General features: G+C 41.4%; 22 protein-coding genes. All 22 read right to left on the bottom strand.

All coding sequences use genetic code 11. From position 1 onward, the window contains the following. Positions 1-241: 241 nt before the first annotated feature. Positions 242-1,447, bottom strand: coding sequence for an NAD(P)-dependent malic enzyme (locus CSV74_RS14715; RefSeq protein WP_037562171.1), 1,206 nt, complete (start codon positions 1,445-1,447; stop codon positions 242-244). A 575-nt stretch (positions 1,448-2,022) separates the two neighbouring features. Next, positions 2,023-2,559, bottom strand: a complete 537-nt coding sequence (spoVT, locus tag CSV74_RS14710) for a stage V sporulation protein T (RefSeq protein WP_029054878.1) — start codon at positions 2,557-2,559, stop codon at positions 2,023-2,025. An 83-nt stretch (positions 2,560-2,642) separates the two neighbouring features. Beyond that, positions 2,643-6,176, bottom strand: a complete 3,534-nt coding sequence (mfd, locus tag CSV74_RS14705; protein WP_099692252.1) for a transcription-repair coupling factor — start codon at positions 6,174-6,176, stop codon at positions 2,643-2,645. Positions 6,177-6,279: 103 nt separating this feature from the next. Beyond that, positions 6,280-6,498, bottom strand: a complete 219-nt coding sequence (locus tag CSV74_RS14700) for an anti-sigma-F factor Fin (protein WP_099692251.1) — start codon at positions 6,496-6,498, stop codon at positions 6,280-6,282. A 53-nt stretch (positions 6,499-6,551) separates the two neighbouring features. Continuing rightward, on the bottom strand, positions 6,552-7,118 hold the full coding sequence (gene pth, locus CSV74_RS14695) for an aminoacyl-tRNA hydrolase (protein ID WP_029054876.1): 567 nt from the start codon (positions 7,116-7,118) through the stop codon (positions 6,552-6,554). Between the two features lie 80 nt (positions 7,119-7,198). Next, entirely contained in the window at positions 7,199-7,828 is a 630-nt protein-coding gene (locus CSV74_RS14690; RefSeq protein WP_037562170.1) for a 50S ribosomal protein L25/general stress protein Ctc, read from the bottom strand. A gap of 81 nt (positions 7,829-7,909) precedes the next feature. Beyond that, complete coding sequence (locus CSV74_RS14685) at positions 7,910-8,863, bottom strand: ribose-phosphate diphosphokinase (protein WP_029054874.1); 954 nt, start codon at positions 8,861-8,863, stop codon at positions 7,910-7,912. 27 nt (positions 8,864-8,890) lie between these two features. Further along, a complete protein-coding gene (glmU, locus tag CSV74_RS14680) occupies positions 8,891-10,249 on the bottom strand; it encodes a bifunctional UDP-N-acetylglucosamine diphosphorylase/glucosamine-1-phosphate N-acetyltransferase GlmU (protein WP_029054873.1) in 1,359 nt (452 codons plus the stop codon). Between the two features lie 471 nt (positions 10,250-10,720). Then, positions 10,721-11,008, bottom strand: coding sequence for a septation regulator SpoVG (gene spoVG, locus CSV74_RS14675; protein WP_099692250.1), 288 nt, complete (start codon positions 11,006-11,008; stop codon positions 10,721-10,723). A 254-nt stretch (positions 11,009-11,262) separates the two neighbouring features. Beyond that, on the bottom strand, positions 11,263-11,637 hold the full coding sequence (locus CSV74_RS14670; RefSeq protein ID WP_099692249.1) for a RidA family protein: 375 nt from the start codon (positions 11,635-11,637) through the stop codon (positions 11,263-11,265). After that, on the bottom strand, positions 11,625-12,467 hold the full coding sequence (gene purR, locus CSV74_RS14665) for a pur operon repressor (protein ID WP_029054870.1): 843 nt from the start codon (positions 12,465-12,467) through the stop codon (positions 11,625-11,627). The genes CSV74_RS14670 and purR overlap by 13 nt, the downstream gene beginning before the upstream one ends. A gap of 58 nt (positions 12,468-12,525) precedes the next feature. Next, entirely contained in the window at positions 12,526-13,392 is an 867-nt protein-coding gene (gene ispE / locus CSV74_RS14660) for a 4-(cytidine 5'-diphospho)-2-C-methyl-D-erythritol kinase (RefSeq protein WP_099692248.1), read from the bottom strand. Positions 13,393-13,583: 191 nt separating this feature from the next. Further along, complete coding sequence (locus tag CSV74_RS14655) at positions 13,584-13,934, bottom strand: DUF2200 domain-containing protein (protein ID WP_099692247.1); 351 nt, start codon at positions 13,932-13,934, stop codon at positions 13,584-13,586. A gap of 14 nt (positions 13,935-13,948) precedes the next feature. Next, on the bottom strand, positions 13,949-15,016 hold the full coding sequence (locus CSV74_RS14650) for an NAD(P)H-dependent flavin oxidoreductase (protein WP_099692246.1): 1,068 nt from the start codon (positions 15,014-15,016) through the stop codon (positions 13,949-13,951). A 29-nt stretch (positions 15,017-15,045) separates the two neighbouring features. Next, positions 15,046-15,249, bottom strand: a complete 204-nt coding sequence (locus CSV74_RS14645) for a hypothetical protein (protein ID WP_143560779.1) — start codon at positions 15,247-15,249, stop codon at positions 15,046-15,048. Positions 15,250-15,424: 175 nt separating this feature from the next. Then, on the bottom strand, positions 15,425-16,471 hold the full coding sequence (locus CSV74_RS14640) for an S-layer homology domain-containing protein (protein WP_029054865.1): 1,047 nt from the start codon (positions 16,469-16,471) through the stop codon (positions 15,425-15,427). Between the two features lie 358 nt (positions 16,472-16,829). Further along, complete coding sequence (locus tag CSV74_RS14635) at positions 16,830-17,003, bottom strand: small, acid-soluble spore protein, alpha/beta type (protein ID WP_029054864.1); 174 nt, start codon at positions 17,001-17,003, stop codon at positions 16,830-16,832. A 141-nt stretch (positions 17,004-17,144) separates the two neighbouring features. Beyond that, positions 17,145-17,411 carry a biofilm formation stimulator Veg gene (gene veg, locus CSV74_RS14630; protein WP_029054863.1) on the bottom strand — a complete coding sequence of 89 codons (267 nt, stop codon included), beginning with the start codon at positions 17,409-17,411 and terminating at the stop codon, positions 17,145-17,147. 143 nt (positions 17,412-17,554) lie between these two features. After that, complete coding sequence (gene rsmA / locus CSV74_RS14625) at positions 17,555-18,448, bottom strand: 16S rRNA (adenine(1518)-N(6)/adenine(1519)-N(6))-dimethyltransferase RsmA (protein WP_099692244.1); 894 nt, start codon at positions 18,446-18,448, stop codon at positions 17,555-17,557. Then, a complete protein-coding gene (gene rnmV, locus CSV74_RS14620; protein WP_029054861.1) occupies positions 18,441-19,007 on the bottom strand; it encodes a ribonuclease M5 in 567 nt (188 codons plus the stop codon). Before rnmV ends, rsmA begins: the two co-directional genes overlap by 8 nt. A 132-nt stretch (positions 19,008-19,139) precedes the next feature. Further along, entirely contained in the window at positions 19,140-20,405 is a 1,266-nt protein-coding gene (locus CSV74_RS17090; protein ID WP_304442376.1) for a G5 and 3D domain-containing protein, read from the bottom strand. A 132-nt stretch (positions 20,406-20,537) separates the two neighbouring features. Continuing rightward, a complete protein-coding gene (locus CSV74_RS14610; RefSeq protein WP_099692242.1) occupies positions 20,538-21,305 on the bottom strand; it encodes a TatD family hydrolase in 768 nt (255 codons plus the stop codon). Positions 21,306-21,555 lie beyond the last annotated feature (250 nt).

Genomic DNA, 21,555 nt, shown 5'->3' with positions numbered 1-21,555 from the left:
GAGCGGTTGTGCATGTAGATAGAGCGGAAGCCGCGCATCATAGAGCGGATAAACATGAACTATGAGCGTTTGTGAGAATTTATGAGCGCCGTCACCCCCGCCCATGTCAATAATCCTCGAACCAATGACCAAAAGTCCACCGAAAACATCAAATCATGCTCATTTCTCCTCAACCACTCACTTTATAAAATAAAAAACGTCTTTCCTATGCTTGATAGGAAAGACGTTTCATCATTCATCTTCAACTGGGATTAGGTAAAATCAGTTCCTTTGCAACGGATACGCCTGTGCGCATTGCAGCTTTTCCTACTGCATGTGCAACAATTGTTGGGATACGGTCATCAAATGGATCCGGAATGATGTAATCATCGCGTAGATCTTCATCGTTGATTAAATCTGCAATCGCATATGTCGCAGCAAGCTTCATCTCTTCATTGATCTCTGTCGCTCTAACGTCCAGTGCTCCACGGAAGATTCCAGGGAATGCCAAGACATTGTTGACTTGGTTAGGATAATCAGAGCGACCCGTCGCAATAATACGCACTCCATATTCGTCTGCCAATTCAGGCTTCAACTCTGGCATTGGATTCGCCAGCCCAAATACGATTGGATCTGTATTCATCAGTGCAATCAATTCCTTCGTCAGCAAGTTCGCAACAGATACACCGACGAATACGTCTGCACCCTTCATTGCTTCTGCTAAGGAACCTTCGACTTTCTCGAGGTTCGTGATGCGTGACATTTCATGCTTGATGTCATTCATCGCATTCTCACGGCCTTCATAAATAATGCCTTTTGAATCGCACATAATAATGTTTTCGAAGCCCATACTCAATAATAGTTTAGTAATCGCAATTCCAGCAGCACCCGCACCGTTCAAGACGATTTTCACTTCTTCTTTTTCTTTTCCAACTACCTTTAATGCGTTTAGTAATCCTGCACCTACTACAATTGCTGTACCATGCTGATCATCGTGGAAGATCGGAATACTACATTCTTCACGTAGTCTCCGTTCAATTTCGAAACAGCGAGGAGCAGAGATATCCTCGAGGTTTACAGCCCCAAATGTTGGGCTTATCGCCTTTACTATATTTACAATTTCATCCACATCTTTTGTATCTAGGCATATCGGGAATGCGTCGATCCCTGCGAATTGCTTCAGCAATAAAGCCTTCCCCTCCATTACCGGCAAAGATGCTTCAGGGCCGATATCTCCGAGTCCAAGTACAGCCGTTCCATCTGTCACAACCGCAACCAGATTCCCTTTAATTGTATATTCAAATGCAAGAGACGGGTCTCGAGCGATTTCTACACAAGGTTCAGCAACTCCTGGTGAGTACGCCAAACTTAAATCCTCTTTATTCTCTAACGGCACTTTCGAAACGACTTCCATTTTTCCATTGTGAATTTGATGCATGTGTAAAGAAGATTTGTAATTCCTGTTCATAATATCGCTCTCCCTATCTGGTTTTTTGTTGTTCATTCGTGTTGGTAGTGATTATAAGCGCAAACGCAAAGTAAACACAAGCATCAATTTTCTACCAACTCCCAAAATTGAAAATTCGTAAGCGGTTACATTACTTCTATTTCGGGTTTTTCATAGCTTTTAAATATTTTTAAAAAAGTTTTGACATTTATGCTTTTTCGTAGTATGTGAAACCTTTCACTTTTCAATTTATGCCTTGTGAAGCCCTTCACTAAGGGCTTTTGTGAAATGCTTCACGTAAAGAAAAGCGATCCCAAAAAGCGATTTATGTATGTAGTATGTGAAATATTTCACTTTTTAATTGATGAAAAATATTGAAATCTTTTCTTCCATACAAACGCTTTAATAGGGATTATATGTAAGTTTATCGTTTGTATTTTTTACAATTTATAGGTCAAATAAATTATCTCTACTTGTCATTCATCTGTAAACAGTATATCGAATTACATTTTTAGTGAATTGCACATCAAAAAACTCACAATAGATTCATCTACTGTGAGTTTTGGTTAAAAATTTAATACTTTTATTAAATCCGTTTAACTTTCCATCTGTTTTGCCAAGAAATTGGCCGCCATCTCTGCTGCTTTTTGCTCGACCTCTCCAACAAAATGAACTTTTGATAGCAAATAGACTGCACCGATTGCGTCGCCATTTGTAATAATTGGTACAACACAATAAGATTTAACCTGCTCCACTTGACCTGGCACCCATTCTACCGTCTTCTCATGCTTTTCTATGACAGTAGATCGGCCGTTAAGGATTTCTTCGCACATCGGGGCCAACTGTCGATTCATATAGTCTTTCTTGGCAAGACCTGCTACCGCTAGCATCTCGTCGCGGTCACTAATTAGCGCAGGAGTACCAATCGTTTCATAAAGTGATTCTGCATATTCCACCGCAAATTCGCCAAGCTCTGAAATAGGTGAATACTTCTTTAAAATGACTTCCCCTTCTCGATCAGTGAATATCTCCAAAGGGTCCCCCTCACGAATGCGAAGTGTCCTTCTAATTTCTTTTGGTATAACTACTCTTCCCAAGTCATCAATTCTGCGGACAATACCCGTTGCTTTCATGTATAATGCCTCACTTTCTCGAAATTAAATGTATTTCTGAGAACAGTATGCATCAACATTGGTCATTTTATGCAATCGAGGTGTTACAAGGCATCTGTAGATTCTACTTCCTTTGCTGTTTCTTGCATCGTGTGTACCATATCTTCTACCATATCGAATTCCGTAAACTGATTAGACTTCTTTTCATTCACGGTTACAATAATTTGACCGTTGTCAATTGTCAGTCCAACCGCATGGCCAAACTTTAACGAACGTTCCATCAGCTTCGCACCGTCAGCACGAGCAGTTCCTTCTGCTGACAAGCGGATTTCCACTATACCTTGTACATTTTTAATGGATAGTACGCCTGCGTCACGTCCCCGCGCTTTCATACGTCCAACACGGAGTAATAAGTCCGCTTCGAATGGCATATCACCAAAACGGTCTATCATCTCGTCGACAAGTTCCAAATAATCATCATCGCCCGTAATGGCTTTTACGCGTTTATACATTTGAATCTTTTGATAACCGTCTTGAATGTATGATTCTGGAAGGTAAGCATTAATAGGCAAGGAAATTTCGACATCCACCTTGTCTTCTTTCACGACACCCGTCTGCCTTTCTTCTATTGCTTCTTGTAATAACTGCGAATACAGATCAAACCCAACAGAATCAATGAATCCGTGTTGCTGCGAACCAAGTAAGTTTCCTGCACCCCGAATGGATAGATCACGCATGGCAATTTTAAAGCCTGAACCAAGCTCAGTAAATTCTTTGATTGCTTGCAAGCGATTTTCGGCAACTTCCGTCAATACTTTGTCACGCTGATAAAGCATATAGCTGTACGCTACGCGATTAGAACGACCGACCCGGCCACGTAATTGATAAAGTTGTGATAGCCCCATTCGGTCTGCATCATGGACAATCAACGTATTGACGTTCGGAATATCGATTCCGGTTTCAATAATGGTCGTTGTAACGAGCACATCAAATTCTCCTTCGAGGAAACTCAAAATTACCGCTTCGAGAGCCGCCTCACCCATCCGACCATGCGCAGAGGCGATACGCGCTTCTGGTACCAAGTCACGAATTTCTTGCACTTTACGATCCATATCTTCTACGCGATTATATAAATAGAAGACCTGTCCACCGCGTCCCATTTCCCGCTCAATCGCTTCACGAACGAGCCCACCATTATGTTCCATGACATATGTTTGGACAGGGAAACGATTGGCTGGTGGAGTTTCAATTACAGATAAATCGCGCACTCCAACCATCGACATATGCAAAGTCCTTGGTATGGGTGTTGCAGTCAATGTCAGTACATCCACGTTATTTTTTAATTGCTTTAACTTTTCTTTATGCGTTACACCAAAACGTTGCTCTTCATCAACTACGAGAAGCCCAAGGTCCTGATAAACTACGTCTTTTGACAATAAGCGATGTGTACCAATGACAATGTCGATAGTACCCGCTTTCACCCCTTTAATCGTTTCATCTTGCTCTTTCTTAGAACGGAAACGATTAAGAACTGAAACCGTCAGAGGATAATCTGCAAAACGTTCTTTCATCGTCTCGTAATGTTGCTGCGCCAGAATGGTAGTTGGCACTAAGAACGCCACTTGTTTACCGTTCGTCACAGCTTTAAATGCTGCACGGATCGCAACTTCCGTTTTTCCGTATCCTACATCTCCGCATAATAATCGGTCCATAGGCCGTACACTTTCCATATCTTTCTTAATTTCATTGATGGATTGTAACTGGTCCTGTGTTTCTTCGTAAGGGAAAGCGTTTTCGAATGAACGCTGCAAATCATCATCTTCACTGAATGCAAAGCCTCTTTCCGCTTCCCGTCTGGCATATAACTTGATCAAGTCATCCGCAATATCCTGAATGGCCGCTGTGACTTTTCGTTTTGTTTTGACCCAATCCGTACCGCCAAGTTTATGTAGCTTCGGCTCTTTCTCTCCGGAGGCAACATACTTTTGGATTAAATCAATCTGATCAGCTGGCACGAAGAGTTTATCCTCGCCGCGATAACGAATATCCAGGTAGTCTTTCTGGATGCCTTTAACGTCCAGTGTAACTACGCCATAGTATTTCCCAATACCATGATGAACATGGACAATATGGTCGCCCGGCTTGATCTCCGAATAACTTTTAATGCGTTCAGCATTCGTTAGTTTAGGCGGACGCGCTTTTCGTTTCGGCTTACCAGTAAATAATTCAGAGTCTGTAATAACTGCAAGTTTCTGAAACGGCAATTCAAACCCCGCAGACAAATCCCCTTCTATAATGGACAGCACACCTTCTTTACTAGGCTTGCCATCTATCGTTGCTTCTATATCATACTCTCGTAAAATCTCTTGAATTTTCTTCATTCTCTCAGTTGAAGAAGCCAATAGAAAGACATTATAGTTCCCTTGTTTCCAACGTTCTATTTCATTTTTCAACAGTGGCATCTGACTGTGGAACTGTTGCATTGGCTTACAGGAAATCGAAATAGACTTCTTGATAGTAAAGCCAGGTACTGTACGTGTAAACAGAGATAAGTAGAGTCGCTGTTGACTAATATCCGTAAGTACTTGCTCATATTTCCAAGCGAGTTTCGTGTCATGCAACATTTTTCCATCTTCAAGCATGGCAAGCTGGTATTCCTGTTCTTCGGATTCCAAAGTAGCCACAGATTCTTGTATTCGCCCTAGCTCGTCAAATAGTATGACACCATTTGCAGGGAAATAATCAGTCAGCATGGCGCTCGCTTCAGTAGAAAATGAAGCGTATTTCTTCATCGTGTCTGGCACAATTCCGTCTTTCATCATGCCGATGTCCTGCATGATTGTCATCAATAGTTGCTGCTGCAATTCTTCACTTTTGATTTTATTCAAACTATCACCAAGCGCTTGCTCCACTCTTTCTGAAACTTGCTGTAATTCATTAGGCGTCCAGATGAATTCGGTCGCTGGCAATAACGTAATGGAGTCCAATTTGCCTGTTGAACGCTGGTCTTCCGCTGAAAATGTCCGAATGGAATCAATCGTCGTATCGAATAACTCAATACGGACAGGTTCTGCCATCGTTAGCGGATAAATATCTAGTATTCCACCGCGTAACGCAAATTCACCCGGTGCGCTCACCAGTTCTTTTCGTATATAGCCCATGGATACTAGGTTTTCTAGCCAGTTGCTTATATCAATCTCTTCATCTGTTGAAGCTGTTACGTAATGCGCCAACCACCGTTCCTTTGACGGCAACAATTTTCGCAATCCTGCAACCGGTGTAATATAAATACCACTGCCTGTACGCGCCATGTGATCCAGTGTATCAATCCTACCGGCACGCAGTTCATAACTTGCAAATGAAAAGTCTGCAGCAACAAGTTCTTCTGCGGTGTATAAGTGAATGTCTTTGTCGCCGACCAACTTGCTCAAGTCTTCATACGTTCGCTGTGCTTGAAGCATATTTGGCGAAACAATCAAGACAGGACGTGTCAGTGATTGTTGAATCAATTTAAAGAAAACTGCTTTGGATCCGCCCGAAAGACCTGTGATCAACTGCTGGTCCTGCCCGTCTTCCAAGTCGTTCAGCAAGCCTTGAATCTCTTTCTCTTCTAGAAAAAGCTGTTCTATTACTCCCACTCGACTATTCCTCCTTATCTCTTAAATTAGTCTATCTCTTTATATTGAACAGAATGTTTTATGCACAAAAAGCTTTGGCTATCAGCGCCAAAGCATCTGTTACTTATTGTAACCATTTTTTTAAGGTGTAATAATCCGGAAACGTCTGCAAGGATTGCTCGCAGTGTTCACAAATACATCGTATATGCAGACCACCATCCGGATCTACGGTCAAAAATGAACTTTTATCTTCACCGTCTATTTGACTGAGGGTATCCTTGACCGATTCAAATGGAATGGAACCGATTTCCGTATGACAGTGATTACAAGAATAACGGATCATATTCACTTCACCTTCCTTTTTCAAAGTATAGGCAAAGTGCTGATATATTATGCTTACCCGTTAAATTTATTCATCACTTCAAGGAATGGTAGTTTTTTTGTCGTCCATTCTTCACAGGCATCTGCGCTTTTTTGAATTGAGTCCTCAATCAATGGTTGCTCGTCCTTGCTAAAAGGAGACAAGACGTAGTCAGCGACCTTCATCCCACCAATTGGACGATCAACGCCAATTCGAATGCGGTTGAATTCAGTAGTACCTAGATGTGCAATGAGTGACTTCATACCATTATGACCGCCCGCACTGCCTTTTTGACGAAGTCGGATTTTGCCGGCAGGTAAATCCAAATCATCGTATAACACGACCATTTCTTCATCGTCCACTTCAAAATAATCCGCCAAAGGACGGACACATTCTCCGGACAAGTTCATATAGGTCATCGGTTTCAATAGTATCACTTTGCCTTCAACTGTATGGACAGTCGTAAATTGACCATTGAATTTTTGCTGGAATGCTGGAGCTTGCCATCGTTTAGCCAATTCATCGATAACTTGAAAGCCAATATTATGACGCGTGTTTTCATAGTTCTTCCCGGGATTTCCGAGACCAATTAGTAATTTCATGTTCTTCTCTTCCTTTTCTAAATGATATATAAACATAGAAAAGGAGCGCACGGTTCAAACTCGTGCGCCCATTTTGTAACTTATTTCTCTTCTTTATCTTCACCGATTACTTCCGGCTCAGCTCCAGTGTTTTCTGTTGCTTCATCTAATGCTTCCAATTCTTCTTCAGTACGTGGTGCAGAAATAGTTACTAATCCTACTTCGTCTTCAGTTACGATTTCAAACTTCACTTTGTCGCGGATATCTCCAACAAGAATTGTTTCACCAATTTCAAGTTCTGAAACATCTATGTCGATATGATCAGGAATGTCAGAAGGCTTTACGCGAATTGTAACTTCCCATACCGGTTGTTGAATTGTTCCGCCTGCTTTTTCACCTGGCGCATCTCCAACAAGGTTGATCGCTACGTCTACTTCAAGCTCTTCTGTCATGTTGATCGCCAAGAAGTCAGCGTGTGTAAGGAAACCAGTCAATACGTCAGCCTGATAATCGTTTAATACGACGTTTACATCGTTGCCGTCTACAGTTAATTTGATTACACCGTTTCTTCCTGTTTCACGAAGTGTGTCTAGAAGATCGCGCTCTTTTACTGCGATTGGAGTGCTTTCCGTTTTATAGCCGTATACTACGGAAGGAATCCATCCGCTTTTTCTTAATTCGCTTACTGTCTTCTTGTCAGTTTCTCTTAAATTTGACTTAATTGTGCTCATTTGTATACTCACCTATCCTATCAAAAAGTTTTTTAAAAATCTTTTGGTTTTCAATATCAGAAGATATCAGTTAAATTATTATTACTCAAATAATGTACTTACAGACTTGTTCTCAAACACACGAATAATTGCAGATGCCAACAAAGGCGCAATCGATAGCTGTTTAATTTTTGGAGATTGTTTACTTTCCGGCAATTTAATAGAATTCGTAATCACTAACTGCTTGATTTTAGAATTATTAATGCGCTCAATCGCTGGTCCGGATAAAACAGGGTGTGAACAACAAGCATACACTTCTTTTGCTCCACTTTCAATTAGGGCGCTCGCAGCAATCGTGATAGTACCGGCTGTATCGATGATATCATCAATTAGAATAGCTGTTTTCCCTTCTACATTGCCAACGATATTCATTACTTCCGCTACGTTCGGACGCGGACGACGCTTATCGATAATGGCAATGGGTGCCTTCATACGATCCGCCATTTTACGTGCACGTGTTACACCACCATGGTCAGGTGAAACGATAACAAGATCTTCTAATCCTTGACCCTGGAAATACTCCGTTAGGATTGGCTCTGCAATCAAATGATCAATTGGAATATCGAAGAAACCTTGGATTTGTGGTGCATGCAAGTCTACTGCGATTACACGATCAGCACCTGCTTTTTCTAGTAAATTTGCAACTAATTTAGCCGTTATAGGTTCACGTGAACTCGCTTTACGGTCTTGACGTGCATACCCGTAGTATGGCATGACCACGTTAATCGTACGCGCAGATGCACGCATTAAGGCATCTAGCATAATGAGAAGTTCCATTAAGTTATCGTTGACCGGATTAGAAGTAGATTGAATAACGAATACTTCACAGCCACGGATGCTTTCATCGATATTGATTTGGATTTCTCCGTCACTAAAACGTTTGACTGAGAGCTTGCCGAGCGGAAGCCCGACTTGATCTGCTACTTCTTTTGCAAGTGGTTCGTTCGCAGTTAAAGAAAATATTTTCAGTTTGTCGTTTGGATATTGATTTGCCATGATGGCCCTCCTGTTGGTTGGGTAAGATTAGTTTTTTACGTATCCTTCTTTATTCTCTTGCCGAACGCGTCCAATTGCAAGTGAATTTTCCGGAACATTTTTTGTGACTGTGGATCCCGCTGCCACAATCGCATTTTTTCCTATCGTGACCGGTGCGACCAAATTGGCATTGCAGCCAATAAATGCATTGTCTTCTATCTCTGTTTTGTACTTGTTTTTTCCATCGTAATTCACAGTAATCGTACCACAGCCAACGTTAACATTCTTTCCAATTTCTGTATCCCCTATGTAGCTGAGGTGAGAAACTTTACTATCGTCACCAAGCTGAGATTTTTTCACCTCAACAAAGTTACCTACTTTGACATGATCACCGAGCTGTGTTTCAGGACGTAAGTGTGCAAAAGGACCAACTGCTGTCTGATTTCCAACTGTACTATCACGAACAACAGAAGAATGAATCGTTGTGTGGTCGCCCACCGTACTGTTTTGAATATGGCTGTTAGGACCAATGACACATTGTGAGCCGATTTTTGTAGCTCCTTCAATGAGGACGCCAGGTTGGATGACAGTATCACGGCCAATCTCAGCTTCTGCACTGATCACTGTCTGCTCAGGGCTAATAATCGTGACACCGTTACGCATATGCTTTTCCGCAATCAGTTGGCGCATACTTTTTTCAGCTTGTGCTAGTGCCACGCGGTCGTTCACGCCTAGTGTTTCATGAAAATCCGGTGTCGTATAAGCTGATATTCGCTGTCCTTCAGATTTTAAAATTCCTAATACGTCTGGGAGATAATACTCGCCTTGTGCGTTATCATTGTTCACTTTTTTTAGTGTGTCGAATAACACCCGGTTGTCAAAGCAGTAAGTACCTGTATTAATCTCCTTAACAAGACGCTCTCCGTCGTTTGTGTCTTTATGTTCGACGTTTCGCACTACGTCACCGTTTTCGGCACGGATGATGCGACCGTAACCCGTTGGATCATCTGCAATTGCAGTAAGTATTGTCGCCTTGGCTTCTGTTTTATGATGATGCGCAAGGAGCGCTGCCATCGTTTCTGTGCTGATCAATGGTGTGTCGCCGCAGACAACCAGTGTTGTGCCATCAAGATCCGCAAGTACCTTCTCGGCTTGCTGCACGGCATGTGCAGTGCCTAGTTGCTCTGCCTGCAGAGCGTATTCACTTTTGCCGCCCAACGTTTGCTCTACCATCTCGGCACCGTGTCCGACAATCGTGACGATCCGATCTGAGTGGAGATCGCGAATGTGATCGATCACATGCTCAACCATCGGCTTGCCACAGACTGGATGAAGTACTTTATAAAGATCCGACTTCATTCGCGTGCCCTGTCCTGCAGCTAGGACAATCGCATATGTATTTGTCATCTGTCAGCCTCCATCCTTGTTTGATAAATTCATAATTGACTATATCGGAAACGATTGATTTTTTCAAGCATATCCCCTTGACAATTACATAACTTTATTTTATCATTATTGATCTTTTTGCGATTATATTGGTATAGGAATAAAAAGGCAGGTACATTTTGACGAAGTGTTCAAACTAACTGGTTATTGCAACGGTGAGTTAATTAGTAAGTACGCGGGGATGGAAGCTCCAGTTGGCGGACGCTTTATTCCTAGTGAAAAAGTGAGGTTGCTTTTTTACTCACTGTAGGTAGTATGTGAATTATTGTTGTATTTTAACTTACGCAAGTTCAAGATCAACACCAATCCTTATCCCGATATCCATGCAGGCTTCTAAATTTCCATTTCAAAATGATAAAAAGGCCATCTAATTAAACAGATGGCCTTTTTAAGGATACGACGTATGGAAACGCTTACTCTAAGGTAATAAAATTATAGAACAGCCTCTTGCAATTCCCCTCGCTGTTCATCTACTTGATGATAAGCCGCCAGGATGGACTCCTGTACTTTCGTCCGTGCATCCGAATTAATCGGATGCGCCACATCGCGGAACTCCCCATCCGGTGTGCGCTTGCTCGGCATTGCCACAAATAATCCGTCATTCCCCTCGATGACTCGGATATCATGGATGACAAACTGATCGTTAAGCGTAATGGAAGCTATTGCTCTCATTCTACCTTCCGTGTCTACCTTGCGTAATCTCACATCTGTGATCTCCATTTTCCCCACTCCCTTGTTGTCGTTTTCACACTGAACGTATTCTAGGTTAGTTGGTATAATTACTCTTTTAACCATAATACTGGTGCTTATTCTATAATACTAGTTTTCACGCCAAATGAAAATAGAATCTTTTGTGAATTTTTTAATGTTTGTATATTACTTCATATTTTCAGCTAGTTTCATCCTAATCATTTTCTACTAACAAGAAAAACCCGACACGATCTTGACTAGATCACGTCGGGCTTCACATTCAATTACTCACAAAGCGCAATCGCTTCGATTTCTACTCGTACGTCTTTTGGAAGACGAGCCACTTCTACTGTCGAGCGAGCTGGTTTATGCTCTCCGAAGTATTCTTCATAAATGGCATTTAACGCTCCAAATTCATTCATATCTTGAATAAACACTGTCGTTTTAATGACTTTTTGTAAACTTGAACCTGCTTCTTCCAGTACTTTGCTTAAATTTCGAAGAACTTGGTTCGTCTGTTCTTCTATCCCGCCACCTATCACTTCGCCTGCAAGTGTCAAAGGAATCTGTCCTGACGTGTACACTACACCGTTCACTTTTACTGCTTGTGAATACGGTCCAATTGCCTGTGGTGCTTGTTCTGTTTTTACATATTCCATAACTCATTACCGCCTCTCGTGAAATAATTTCCTTCTTCCAACTCGATCTTACGGTGTTTCTCATCGACTGCACGTAATTTTACTAATGAAAGATAATCGTCTACCAGAACTTCTTCGAGGTGTTCGGCTTCTACCAAGACCGCCACGCCACCCAGTTCACAGTTGAATTCTTCAAGCAAGCTTTTCATGCCCTGCATCGTGCCGCCAACCTTCATAAAATCATCTGTCAACAATACTTTTTGACCACTCTGCATACTTCTCTTTGACAGCACCATTGTTTGGATCCTGCGTGCAGAGCCAGAAACGTAATTAATGCTGACAGTAGGACCTTCCGTCACTTTGCTGTCTCGTCGCACCACGATGACAGGCACGTTCAAATGACGGGCAATCGCATGGGCAATCGGAATGCCTTTCGTTGCAACCGTCATAATTACGTCAATTTCTTTATCAAAGAAAGCTGTCGCAATTACCTTGCCAATTCGATCGAGAAAACGGGGATTTCCCAACAAGTCCGTCATATACAGATAACCGCCAGGAAGTAGTCGATCCGATTTTCTTAGTTCATTCATTAATGAATGAATGACTTCTTTTATTTCCTCACGACCGACTAACGGGATATATTTAATACCACCAGCAGCACCTGAAATCGTCACTAGACGACCCGTGCTGCTCTCTTCAAATGTCTCTTTCAAAATACCAAGATCTTCACTAATTGAGGACTTGGCGGCTGAATACCGGTTCGAAAAAAACGTCAAAGAAATGAGTGTGTGTGGATTTTCCAGCAAATGACGTGTCATATCAACAAGCCTTTCACTTCTTTTCCATTTCATATAATACCGACTCCTAAATCCGAATGATTTATAAGTAGATTATCATAATCGTCCGGCATTAATCAACTACAATAGGTTCCCCAAGCATACGCACGGCATGTACATCTTGGCAAAACCCTTTTAAGGCATTTACTATTTTCGGCACACGCGATTCATGTTTCACCAGCCCGAATACAGTTGGACCGCTACCGCTCATTAAAACAGCGTCTGCTCCAAAACGCTCCATTTGCTCCTTGAGTATGACAACTTCCTTATGAAGACCCATCGTCACAGGCTCTAGCACATTCCCTAGCGATGCGCACATCTTGTCATAATTACTTTCTTGCAATGCTTCCATCATACGCTCTGTTTGCGGATGCGTAATAGAAGACAAGTTTAACTGTCCATAAATATTGCCGGTCGATACACCGATTGTCGGTTTCGCCAGCACGACCCAGCAGTTAGGTGGAGCAGGTAGATGTGTGATGTCTTCCCCTCGCCCTCTTGCAATCGCAGTGCCACCATATACGCAAAATGATACATCTGATCCGATTTCTGCACCTAGGACAGCCAGCTCGTCCAAAGACAATCCGAGTTCCCATAGACGGTTTAATCCACGAAGAGTCGCGGCTGCATCTGAACTCCCACCAGCCAGTCCTGCAGCAATTGGGATATTCTTATCTAGAGTAATTTCAACCCCATAATCCAAGCGATAGCGTTTGCGCAATAAATCCGCTGCTTGGTACGCCAAGTTTTTGCGATCATTCGGCACAAATCGATGAGATGACTGAATCGTAATGGATTGGTCCATCGTTGGACGAAGCCAAATACGATCAGCTAAATCAACCGTTGTCATAATCATCTCGACATCATGATAGCCATCCGGCCGTTTGCTCAACACATCTAATGTTAAGTTGATCTTCGCAGGCGCCTTTTCGTAAATCATGATAAAAGCTCCCTCCCCACTGCATTGTTCTTGCTCATATATTACCACAGAATGAATAGAACATAAGGGGATTAAATAAAAAAAAGAACTGCAAAGGCTTCGTAATTCATTTTGTTACGTCAATTTTCGTTCCATAGTTCTGTAGCAGATGTTTTCCTACAGCTATTTTTGAACGAATAGAATTTCATTTGTTATTTGCGCAAGATCTTTTCCATTGCTTTCCCCTTTGCCAACTCATCAATCAGCTTATCCAAATAACGTATTTCCTGCATCGTTGATTCTTCTATTTCTTCCACTCTAACTCCACATATAACACCTTTGATTAGCGCCCGTGAAGAATTCAACTTCGGAGCTTCCGCAAAGAAAGTTTCAAAGTCTGTCTGTTTTTCCAACTGTACTTCCAGCTCTTCTTGGCTGTATCCCGTCAACCAACGAATGATTTCATCGACTTCTGATTTTGTGTGTCCTTTTTTCTCTACTTTTTTAATATAGAGCGGATAGACCTTGGCAAAACTCATCGTATAAATCTTATGTGTAGTCATCGTTCACCCGCCAATCATCTATTACTAATTATATTTTCTACTTGAAGAACGATGTCCGACAGCAAAGCCGCGGCATGTTGTCTAGTACTTAAGCGAGGAGACTGTCCGCTCCAAAGATGAATCCATTCGGGACGATTTTGCTCGGCAGCTTCACTACGAATCCCTGTTGTCAATGTGTTCATGATAGGATAATCCGGTAGATCTTCTTCATAAGGTTTTATTTCACGGATAAAATCATTTTGAATGCCTCTAGCTGGTTTACCACTAAATACGGATGTAATGACAGTTTGATCTTCCGTGCTTTCGAGAATGGCATCGATATGTTGTGTTTTCGCTCCGCTTTCAACAGCCGTCACGAATGCGGTCCCCATTTGAACCGCTTGTGCTCCGAGTGTAAGAGCTGCTAAGACACCTCTTCCGTCCATAATACCTCCTGCAGCAATTACTGGAATGTGTACATGATCTGCAGCTTGAGGAACAAGCGACATCGTTCCGATCATGGAATCACTGAAGCTTCCTGAAAATGTACCACGATGTCCCCCCGCTTCGCTTCCTTGCATGACAACCATATCAACCCCACACTCTTCATTGATAATTGCTTCTCTTACAGTTGTAGCAGTCCCCATCACGATGATGTTTTCTTTCTGTAATCGTTGGACAATATCTTTTGATGGTACGCCGAATGTGAAACTACAGACCGCTATCTCTTCTTGAATTATGACTTCCACTTGCTTATCAAAATTTGCGGTAGAGACTTCCTTTACTTCAGGCTCAGCCACGTGTAACTCTTCACGATAAGGTTGTAATAATTCATTAGCCTTTTTAATCTTATCCTTGGATATTTCTGACACCTCAGGAATAAACAAATTGACCCCGAAAGGCTGATCCGTTAATTTCTTAATCTGATTTATCACTTCTCTCATATCTTCTGCCTTCATATAGCCTGCCCCGAGCGTACCCAGGCCCCCCGCATTGGAGACTGCAGCTATTAATTCAGGTGTGGTCGTACCGCCAGCCATTCCCGCTTGAATGATTGGGTATGTAATTCCAAGTGATTTTGTTAACTTATTGTTATTCCACATCTTGTTGAACCCCCTCTTCAATATGTACTTTACATAGTAGCGTTGTTGTTCTTCTCTCCCTTACGTCTCATCAACATTTTATTTCCCAGCCAATAACCGATTATTGCGGCGAGAAGCATGAGTAAAATCGATAACAGTGAATGCATGTCAGGATTAAGTAATTCCTTGATCAAGCTAACCATACCGACAAAGACACCCACGAATAATGCCCTGCCTACATTTCCTTTCATCACATTCCTACCTCCGTTTTCCGGATTTACCAAAAGCCCCTAGAGAATAGTCTTACGTATATGAATATTCTTTCCATCATAACGTAAATCATAGAAGATTGGTGCTGCCTTGTTCGTTCTAAGTAATAGAAAAGGAGCTGCAAATGTATTTCATTCTGCAACCCTGGTATTGTACATATTATTTTATCATTGAATTTGGTAGGTACACTAAATTCGCCGCTGTACTTACATTGTCATCATTCACTGTTAGTACCACCACATAACCAGTCTTTTCCCACCCTGAATTGAACGTAGTTTCATAGTCCGTGTCAGAGTAATAGTCCGCTCCAAACTCACGTTGTGCATGCTCGTTTAATTCATTATACATCGCAAACATTTCATCTGAAGTATGATAGGTATCTTCTCCACCCATAAAGTCATAGGTTATGAACTGTAACTTATTGTTTTCGAAGTAGTAAATTAAATCTGTATAGTAATTATACTTTGTTGTCCGATAGATCAATAATCGTTTATTTCCTTCACGTAAATTCGAAAGCAATATTGCAGGCGACTTCGATTCAACACGTATCACTTGAGCTGGATCCATTCCAAAGTGAATTCCTCTTGTCACCATAACTGGAGGCGCAGGTCGGAACGCAGGATCCATAGCTCTTGCTACGAATGCAGCAATATGCGAACGAGTTAATGTTTCATTCGGTTTAAATGTACCGTCAGGATAGCCGGAGGTGATATTTTCAAAAGCCAGTTTACGCACGGCACTATACGCCGTAGAACCCTTCGATACATCTTTAAATCGAATGTCTTTTTCTTTGGTCAGTTTAAACGCGTTCGCGATGAAGGCAGCCATATGACCACGTGTCACCTTTTGCGTAGGCTTGAACGTACCATCAGGATAGCCATTGATGATTTTTGCTTTCACAGCAGAGTTGATGTAACCAGAGGAATACCTGCTCGCAGGAACATCTTTAAATTTCGTCTTTGCTTTCTTTCCATCCAACCCTGTCGCTTTAGCCACCATGATGGCGACTTCTTCGCGTGTCACTTTATCATTCAAACCAAAGCGCGCACTTGGCTCAATCACTCTATTCTCCAATAAATACATAATAGCAGTATAGTTCGGATGATTTTTCGGTACGTCTGTAAATATTTTAGAAGAAGCTTGTGTTTTAGGAGCTACTGAAAACGTCAATACGAGTATTAAAATTATTGCAAAAACCTTTTTCATGCGTATTTATCCCCTTTTTCCATAAGATGTAATGACTATATCACGTTAATTAGCTAAAATGATAAATACGCGAAAACATATTGTATTACTACACAAATGGATTAAATTCGCTAAATAAATAATTGAAATTCATGCATATATACTAATACAATTCACTTTTCTAGTGATCACAATACTACACCTATCTATTTGACTTGTTTCTAGACTAATCAAGTAGAAAGGTGATCAAGTACATTTTTTATTCAATTGTTTAAAAATCCTAAAAATTATAATTGAACATAAGAAATAACTGCAAAGCCATTTCGCCTTTGCAGTTACTTTTGTCAGCCTGTTTTGAATTCTACGGACATTAGTTGGATTATTTCTTCTCCTCCACTTGTCTACTCGCCATTTCAATTGCATGTTTTACCATGTTTCCAGCATCACGTGAGCGAATACCGCCCCAGCCTTCTTTCTGCACTACATCATAGAAGCCAAGCTCTTTCGCGATTTCTTCTTTCAATTGATCTGACATGACGCCTTTTCTCGCCATTATAGTTTCCTCCTTTTCGGCTGACATATGTAGTGTATGCCGCTAAGGGTAAATTACACTTTATTTATGTAACATAATAAAAAAACCCGCCAGAACATTCCGGCGGATTCACTAGAGAATAAATTAAAATAGCATAATAAATTATTTGATGATAAAGGCCGTTTGGTCCGAACCATCAAGGACTGTTATTTCAACCGCTTCGGTTAAAATATCAGCATAGCTGTAAGAAACTCTTTCAAACGCATTGTCATCCTGATCCAACTCTACTACGAAAACGGCACGATACGTATCGCGCAAAACTCCAGCATGTTCGATCGTCTTCTTACGACCACCATTTGCTTTCAAGTGGAGACGTTTCCCTAAATGAGCGTCCAGTGACTTTTTAATGTCTGCTAATGTTTTTGGCATGTTACTTACACCTCACTAAATACAAGCATAACATTTTTCCATGCGTTTGTCAACAAAATTTTTATTTTAACAGTTTGTCTATGTCTTTGTCAATAACTTTATGATGAATTTCACTATTTTTTCATAGGAAATTGTCATTAATTTTATTCCGGTTTTAGCTTGCCAAAGTGAGGGTATAGTGCATTAGCCAGTTTGATGAACTCGGGTATCGATAATGTTTCCCCTCTTCTGATCGGATCAATACCTGATTGAACAAACGCTTGTTGAATCAATTCCTTTTTTTCCTGTCCTTCAGGGAGTGAGGACTGGAGGTTGTTCCACAGTGTCTTGCGGCGATGTAAGAACGATCCTTGTGTCACTGTGAATAAGAAGTCTTCATCCGCTACAGGAGCGTGTGGCTCTTCTCTACGCGTCAAACTAAGAACAGCTGACTCTACATTCGGTTGCGGAATGAACACCGTCTTCGGTACAATCATAGATACTTCTGCATCCATATAGTACTGGACAGCGATTGATAACGAGCCATATGCCTTCGTGCTTGGTACTGCTGTGATTCGATCTGCTACTTCTTTTTGCATCATAATGACAAGCTGGCTTACGCGTGCTTTTTCCATTAGGAACTTCATGATGATCGGCGTTGTAATATAATACGGTAAATTGGCCACGACTACGATGTCTTCATAGTTTGCGAACTGTTCTTCAATTACTTGATGAATATCCGCTTTGAGTACGTCTTGATGAATCACGGTGACATTTGGATATGGTGACATCGTATCTTCGAGTACAGGTAACAGGCGGTCGTCTATTTCAAATGCTACGACCTTTCCTGCCTGCCGTGCGAGATGCTCCGTTAGCGCACCGATTCCTGGTCCTACTTCAATGACTCCTGTGTCTTTCGTAATCGCTGCGCAAGAGACGATATTATGCAGTACGTTCGAATCCACCAAGAAATTCTGACCTAAACTCTTCTTGAATGAAAATCCATGTTTCTGTAGAATTTCTTTCGTTCTCACTGGCGTTGCTATGTCTTTATACATCTGTTTTCATTTCCTCCTCGTCGAGAACTTGTATCGCTTCATTTAACTTTGTGACAGAAATCCGGAACATCTCCAGTCGCTTCTTCAATCCTTTACCGTTCACCTGCCCAATATGCAATAACTCCGACAGACGTTCTCTTCGCTTTCTGGAGTCAGTGTGACCGATCAATCTGGCTTCTAGTAATGTCGCCATCGGAATCTCTTCTATTGTATGCTCACTCACCGTGTAAACAGAAGCCAATGCTTGACGAATCGCTTCGTCATTCGCATGTTCAATTCCTACTCCACGTCCATTTTTTGCTATAGTTTCTTTCTTCGGTAAAAATGCATGTTTTACATCGGGGATCTGTTCTTCGATAATTGCTCGAATACGGCGGCCTGGGAAGTCTGGATCGGTAAAGACAATAACTCCACGCGTCCGTTGTGCATGACGAATCCGCTCGATCGTCTTGTCTGAAATTGCCGATCCATTTGTTTCAATCGTATCCGCTCCTGTCGCGCGTTTAACAGCTACAGTATCAGACTTCCCTTCCACCACAACTACTTCTTCTATATTCACAATATTCCTCTTTTCTTACGATGTCATTCTTTCTATTTTACTGTGTTTTTTCAATTCTGTACACCATACCGGCAGAAAACGGAAAAAACCGATAAGAGGAAGAGTTTTCTTCCCCTTATCGGTACACTATTATTAGTTAATGACTTTAATTTTTACTTGACGACGGCCAAATGAGTAAGCCGCTTCTTTTGTAGGCATGTGTAAATCGATACGGTTTCCTTTGATAGCACCACCTGTATCTCCTGCGATTGCATAACCATAGCCTTCCACCCAAACTTTAGAGCCTAGTGGGATTACTCGTGGATCAACTGCGATTAATTTCATATTCGGATTCGCACGCAAGTTAATACCTGTCGCTGTGATTCCTGAACATCCATTACAATAAGCTGTATACGCACTTGCGTTCGCATAGAATTCTTTTCCACCGCTTGGCTCGCTACTAGTACCACGTGATACTGCTACTTGCGCTTTTGCTGGTGTACCAGAAGATTTTGCCGTTGCGTTTGTAGATGCTTTTGCTGGAGTTGCAGTTGCTACCTCTACTTTTGGTGCTTTAGCTCCTACATGAACAACTTTATGTGTAGGTTCTTCTACCATCGTCTTACCAACTAATTCACGAGAAACTACTTTTCCATTCTTTTTCGTAATTTGGAATTTCTTTTGTAGTTTACCCTTTTTACCGTTAGTGACAACTTTTTCTTTACCTTTAAGCATAGTCATATCTGTTTTTCTTTTAGTTTTGAAGTCTGCTGTTTCTTCAACTACATCCGTGATTTTTTCTACACGTGCAATTTTAACCACCGCATTAGATGCCGTCAACTTTGCACTTGTATCGCCTTCTACTTTATCCAAGTTTGCAAGTCGAATGTTTTGGTCAGTCAAAAACTTTCTTACTGTAGTTTGAGTTGACCATACTGTACGCTCTTTACCGCCGTCTTTGACAGTGACAGGGAATGCTTTAGCAATTGCAATGGGTTGGTTTTCTGTAATTTTGGTTTCTAGAGCCGGTTCGATTTCGTCATGTGTAGCAACTTCAATCTCCGCTGTTTTAAGTACATCATTTACGGTAGCTTCTGTTGTCCAAAGTTCTTGAGTCTCGCCATCTACATCAATTATTACTTTGTTTGCTTTTTGCCATTTGATCTCTGTATCGTTTTCAAGCGGTGTGTTGACTGTCGGTTCTACTAGATCATGTTTTTGTACTTTTACGTCATTAGCCGCTAGTACTTCTCCCACTGTAGCTGCTGCTGTACGTAATTCTATTTGCTTGCCATTAAGGTCCATTGAAATGTTTTTCTTTTTTCCGTCAATCAATACGAGTGACGTTGTTGCTACGAATAATGCCATTGCCATAAATAAAATTCCAATGCGCATAAACTTAGTGTTCTTCTGAAACATGTTAAGAATTTCCCCTTTCATTACTCGGCTGAGTATATAGCGTTTAAATTACACTGTCAAACTTCCAAACTACTAACCATTTATAGCTAGAGATATTTCAGTTTTAATAGACAAATAATTGACATATGTCGTTCACTGAATCTTAAACAGTTGTAATGCATTTGCAGACGTTTGCTTTGCTACTTCCTCAACCGACACTTCTTTTAACCGCGCAATTTCCTCCGCCACTAATGTGACATAGGACGGTTCATTGCGCTTCCCTCGATAAGGATGCGGTGCTAAGTACGGTGCATCCGTTTCGATCAGTAGCTTATCGAGTGAAATCTCTGTTGCTACTTCTTTCGGCATTCTAGCATTCTTAAACGTCACAGGTCCGCCTAGCGAGATAAGAAAGTTCATTTCTATACATTGTTCAGCTGTCTCAACACTACCGCTGTAACAATGCATAATCCCACCGACTTCCGCTGCATTTTCTTCCTGTAGAATACGAACTACGTCGCCTGTTGCGTCGCGATTATGAATAATGATTGGCAATTCTACTTCCTTTGCCAGTCGTATCTGCTTACGGAATAACTCTTGCTGTATGTCTTTTGGTGATTTATCCCAGTGGTAATCGAGACCGGTTTCTCCAATGCCGACGACTTTCGGATGAGCCGACAACTCCTTGATCCAGTGCAGATCACTATCTGTGCAATCTACTGCATCAACAGGATGCCAACCAATCACTCCATAGATGAATGGGTATTGTTCTACTAACTCCATGGCTTTGTTAATAGTTTTCGTATCAAACCCAACTACGACCATTTTTTCTACGTTTGCATCAATTGCACGTTGAATGACTTCTTCCACGTCTTCTTCGTATTGATCTGCATTTAAATGAACATGTGTATCAATAAACATAGTATCTCTCCTAACACTGTTTTCTATTCTAGTAGCTTTGATTATGTCTTTCATCTCATTTGTATTACAGTTGTGTAACAAAGAGTTTGTCTATTCTGTCTACAGTGTTCAAAATGCTTTACTACCAGACATGCGCAACTAGTAGGTGGTGCGTGGAAAACTTTTAGCTTTTATAGGTTTGATGTAACAATTGTGACATCAAATAAAAGTAAAGCTAAGTGGGTACGAAAACCTTCCGCGAGCACCAAAG

It is taken from the genome of Sporosarcina sp. P19 (genome assembly GCF_002743165.1).
In the GTDB taxonomy this organism is placed as follows: Bacteria; Bacillota; Bacilli; order Bacillales_A; family Planococcaceae; genus Sporosarcina; species Sporosarcina ureae.
Note: the sequence above shows the minus strand (reverse complement) of the source record. Positions and strands in the feature narration are given on the sequence as shown.

Bases quoted from the DNA above. Each gene is read 5' to 3' on its own strand.
- CSV74_RS14655 (WP_099692247.1), bottom strand. From the start codon at position 13,934: ATGACTACACATAAGATTTATACGATGAGTTTTGCCAAGGTCTATCCG.
- CSV74_RS14690 (WP_037562170.1), bottom strand. From the start codon at position 7,828: ATGAGCACAATTAAGTCAAATTTAAGAGAAACTGACAAGAAGACAGTA.
- purR (WP_029054870.1), bottom strand. From the start codon at position 12,467: ATGAAATGGAAAAGAAGTGAAAGGCTTGTTGATATGACACGTCATTTG.
- pth (WP_029054876.1), bottom strand. From the start codon at position 7,118: ATGAAATTACTAATTGGTCTCGGAAATCCCGGGAAGAACTATGAAAAC.
- CSV74_RS14685 (WP_029054874.1), bottom strand. From the start codon at position 8,863: ATGGCAAATCAATATCCAAACGACAAACTGAAAATATTTTCTTTAACT.
- rsmA (WP_099692244.1), bottom strand. From the start codon at position 18,448: ATGTATAAAGACATAGCAACGCCAGTGAGAACGAAAGAAATTCTACAG.
- CSV74_RS14610 (WP_099692242.1), bottom strand. From the start codon at position 21,305: ATGTTTATTGATACACATGTTCATTTAAATGCAGATCAATACGAAGAA.
- CSV74_RS14700 (WP_099692251.1), bottom strand. From the start codon at position 6,498: ATGATCCGTTATTCTTGTAATCACTGTCATACGGAAATCGGTTCCATT.
- spoVT (WP_029054878.1), bottom strand. From the start codon at position 2,559: ATGAAAGCAACGGGTATTGTCCGCAGAATTGATGACTTGGGAAGAGTA.
- veg (WP_029054863.1), bottom strand. From the start codon at position 17,411: ATGCCAAAAACATTAGCAGACATTAAAAAGTCACTGGACGCTCATTTA.
- CSV74_RS14715 (WP_037562171.1), bottom strand. From the start codon at position 1,447: ATGAACAGGAATTACAAATCTTCTTTACACATGCATCAAATTCACAAT.
- CSV74_RS17090 (WP_304442376.1), bottom strand. From the start codon at position 20,405: ATGTTTCAGAAGAACACTAAGTTTATGCGCATTGGAATTTTATTTATG.
- CSV74_RS14650 (WP_099692246.1), bottom strand. From the start codon at position 15,016: ATGTGGAATAACAATAAGTTAACAAAATCACTTGGAATTACATACCCA.
- CSV74_RS14670 (WP_099692249.1), bottom strand. From the start codon at position 11,637: ATGGAATATGTAAAAACAGAACAAGCACCACAGGCAATTGGACCGTAT.
- ispE (WP_099692248.1), bottom strand. From the start codon at position 13,392: ATGATTTACGAAAAGGCGCCTGCGAAGATCAACTTAACATTAGATGTG.
- glmU (WP_029054873.1), bottom strand. From the start codon at position 10,249: ATGACAAATACATATGCGATTGTCCTAGCTGCAGGACAGGGCACGCGA.
- CSV74_RS14640 (WP_029054865.1), bottom strand. From the start codon at position 16,471: ATGAAAAAGGTTTTTGCAATAATTTTAATACTCGTATTGACGTTTTCA.
- CSV74_RS14635 (WP_029054864.1), bottom strand. From the start codon at position 17,003: ATGGCGAGAAAAGGCGTCATGTCAGATCAATTGAAAGAAGAAATCGCG.
- spoVG (WP_099692250.1), bottom strand. From the start codon at position 11,008: ATGGAGATCACAGATGTGAGATTACGCAAGGTAGACACGGAAGGTAGA.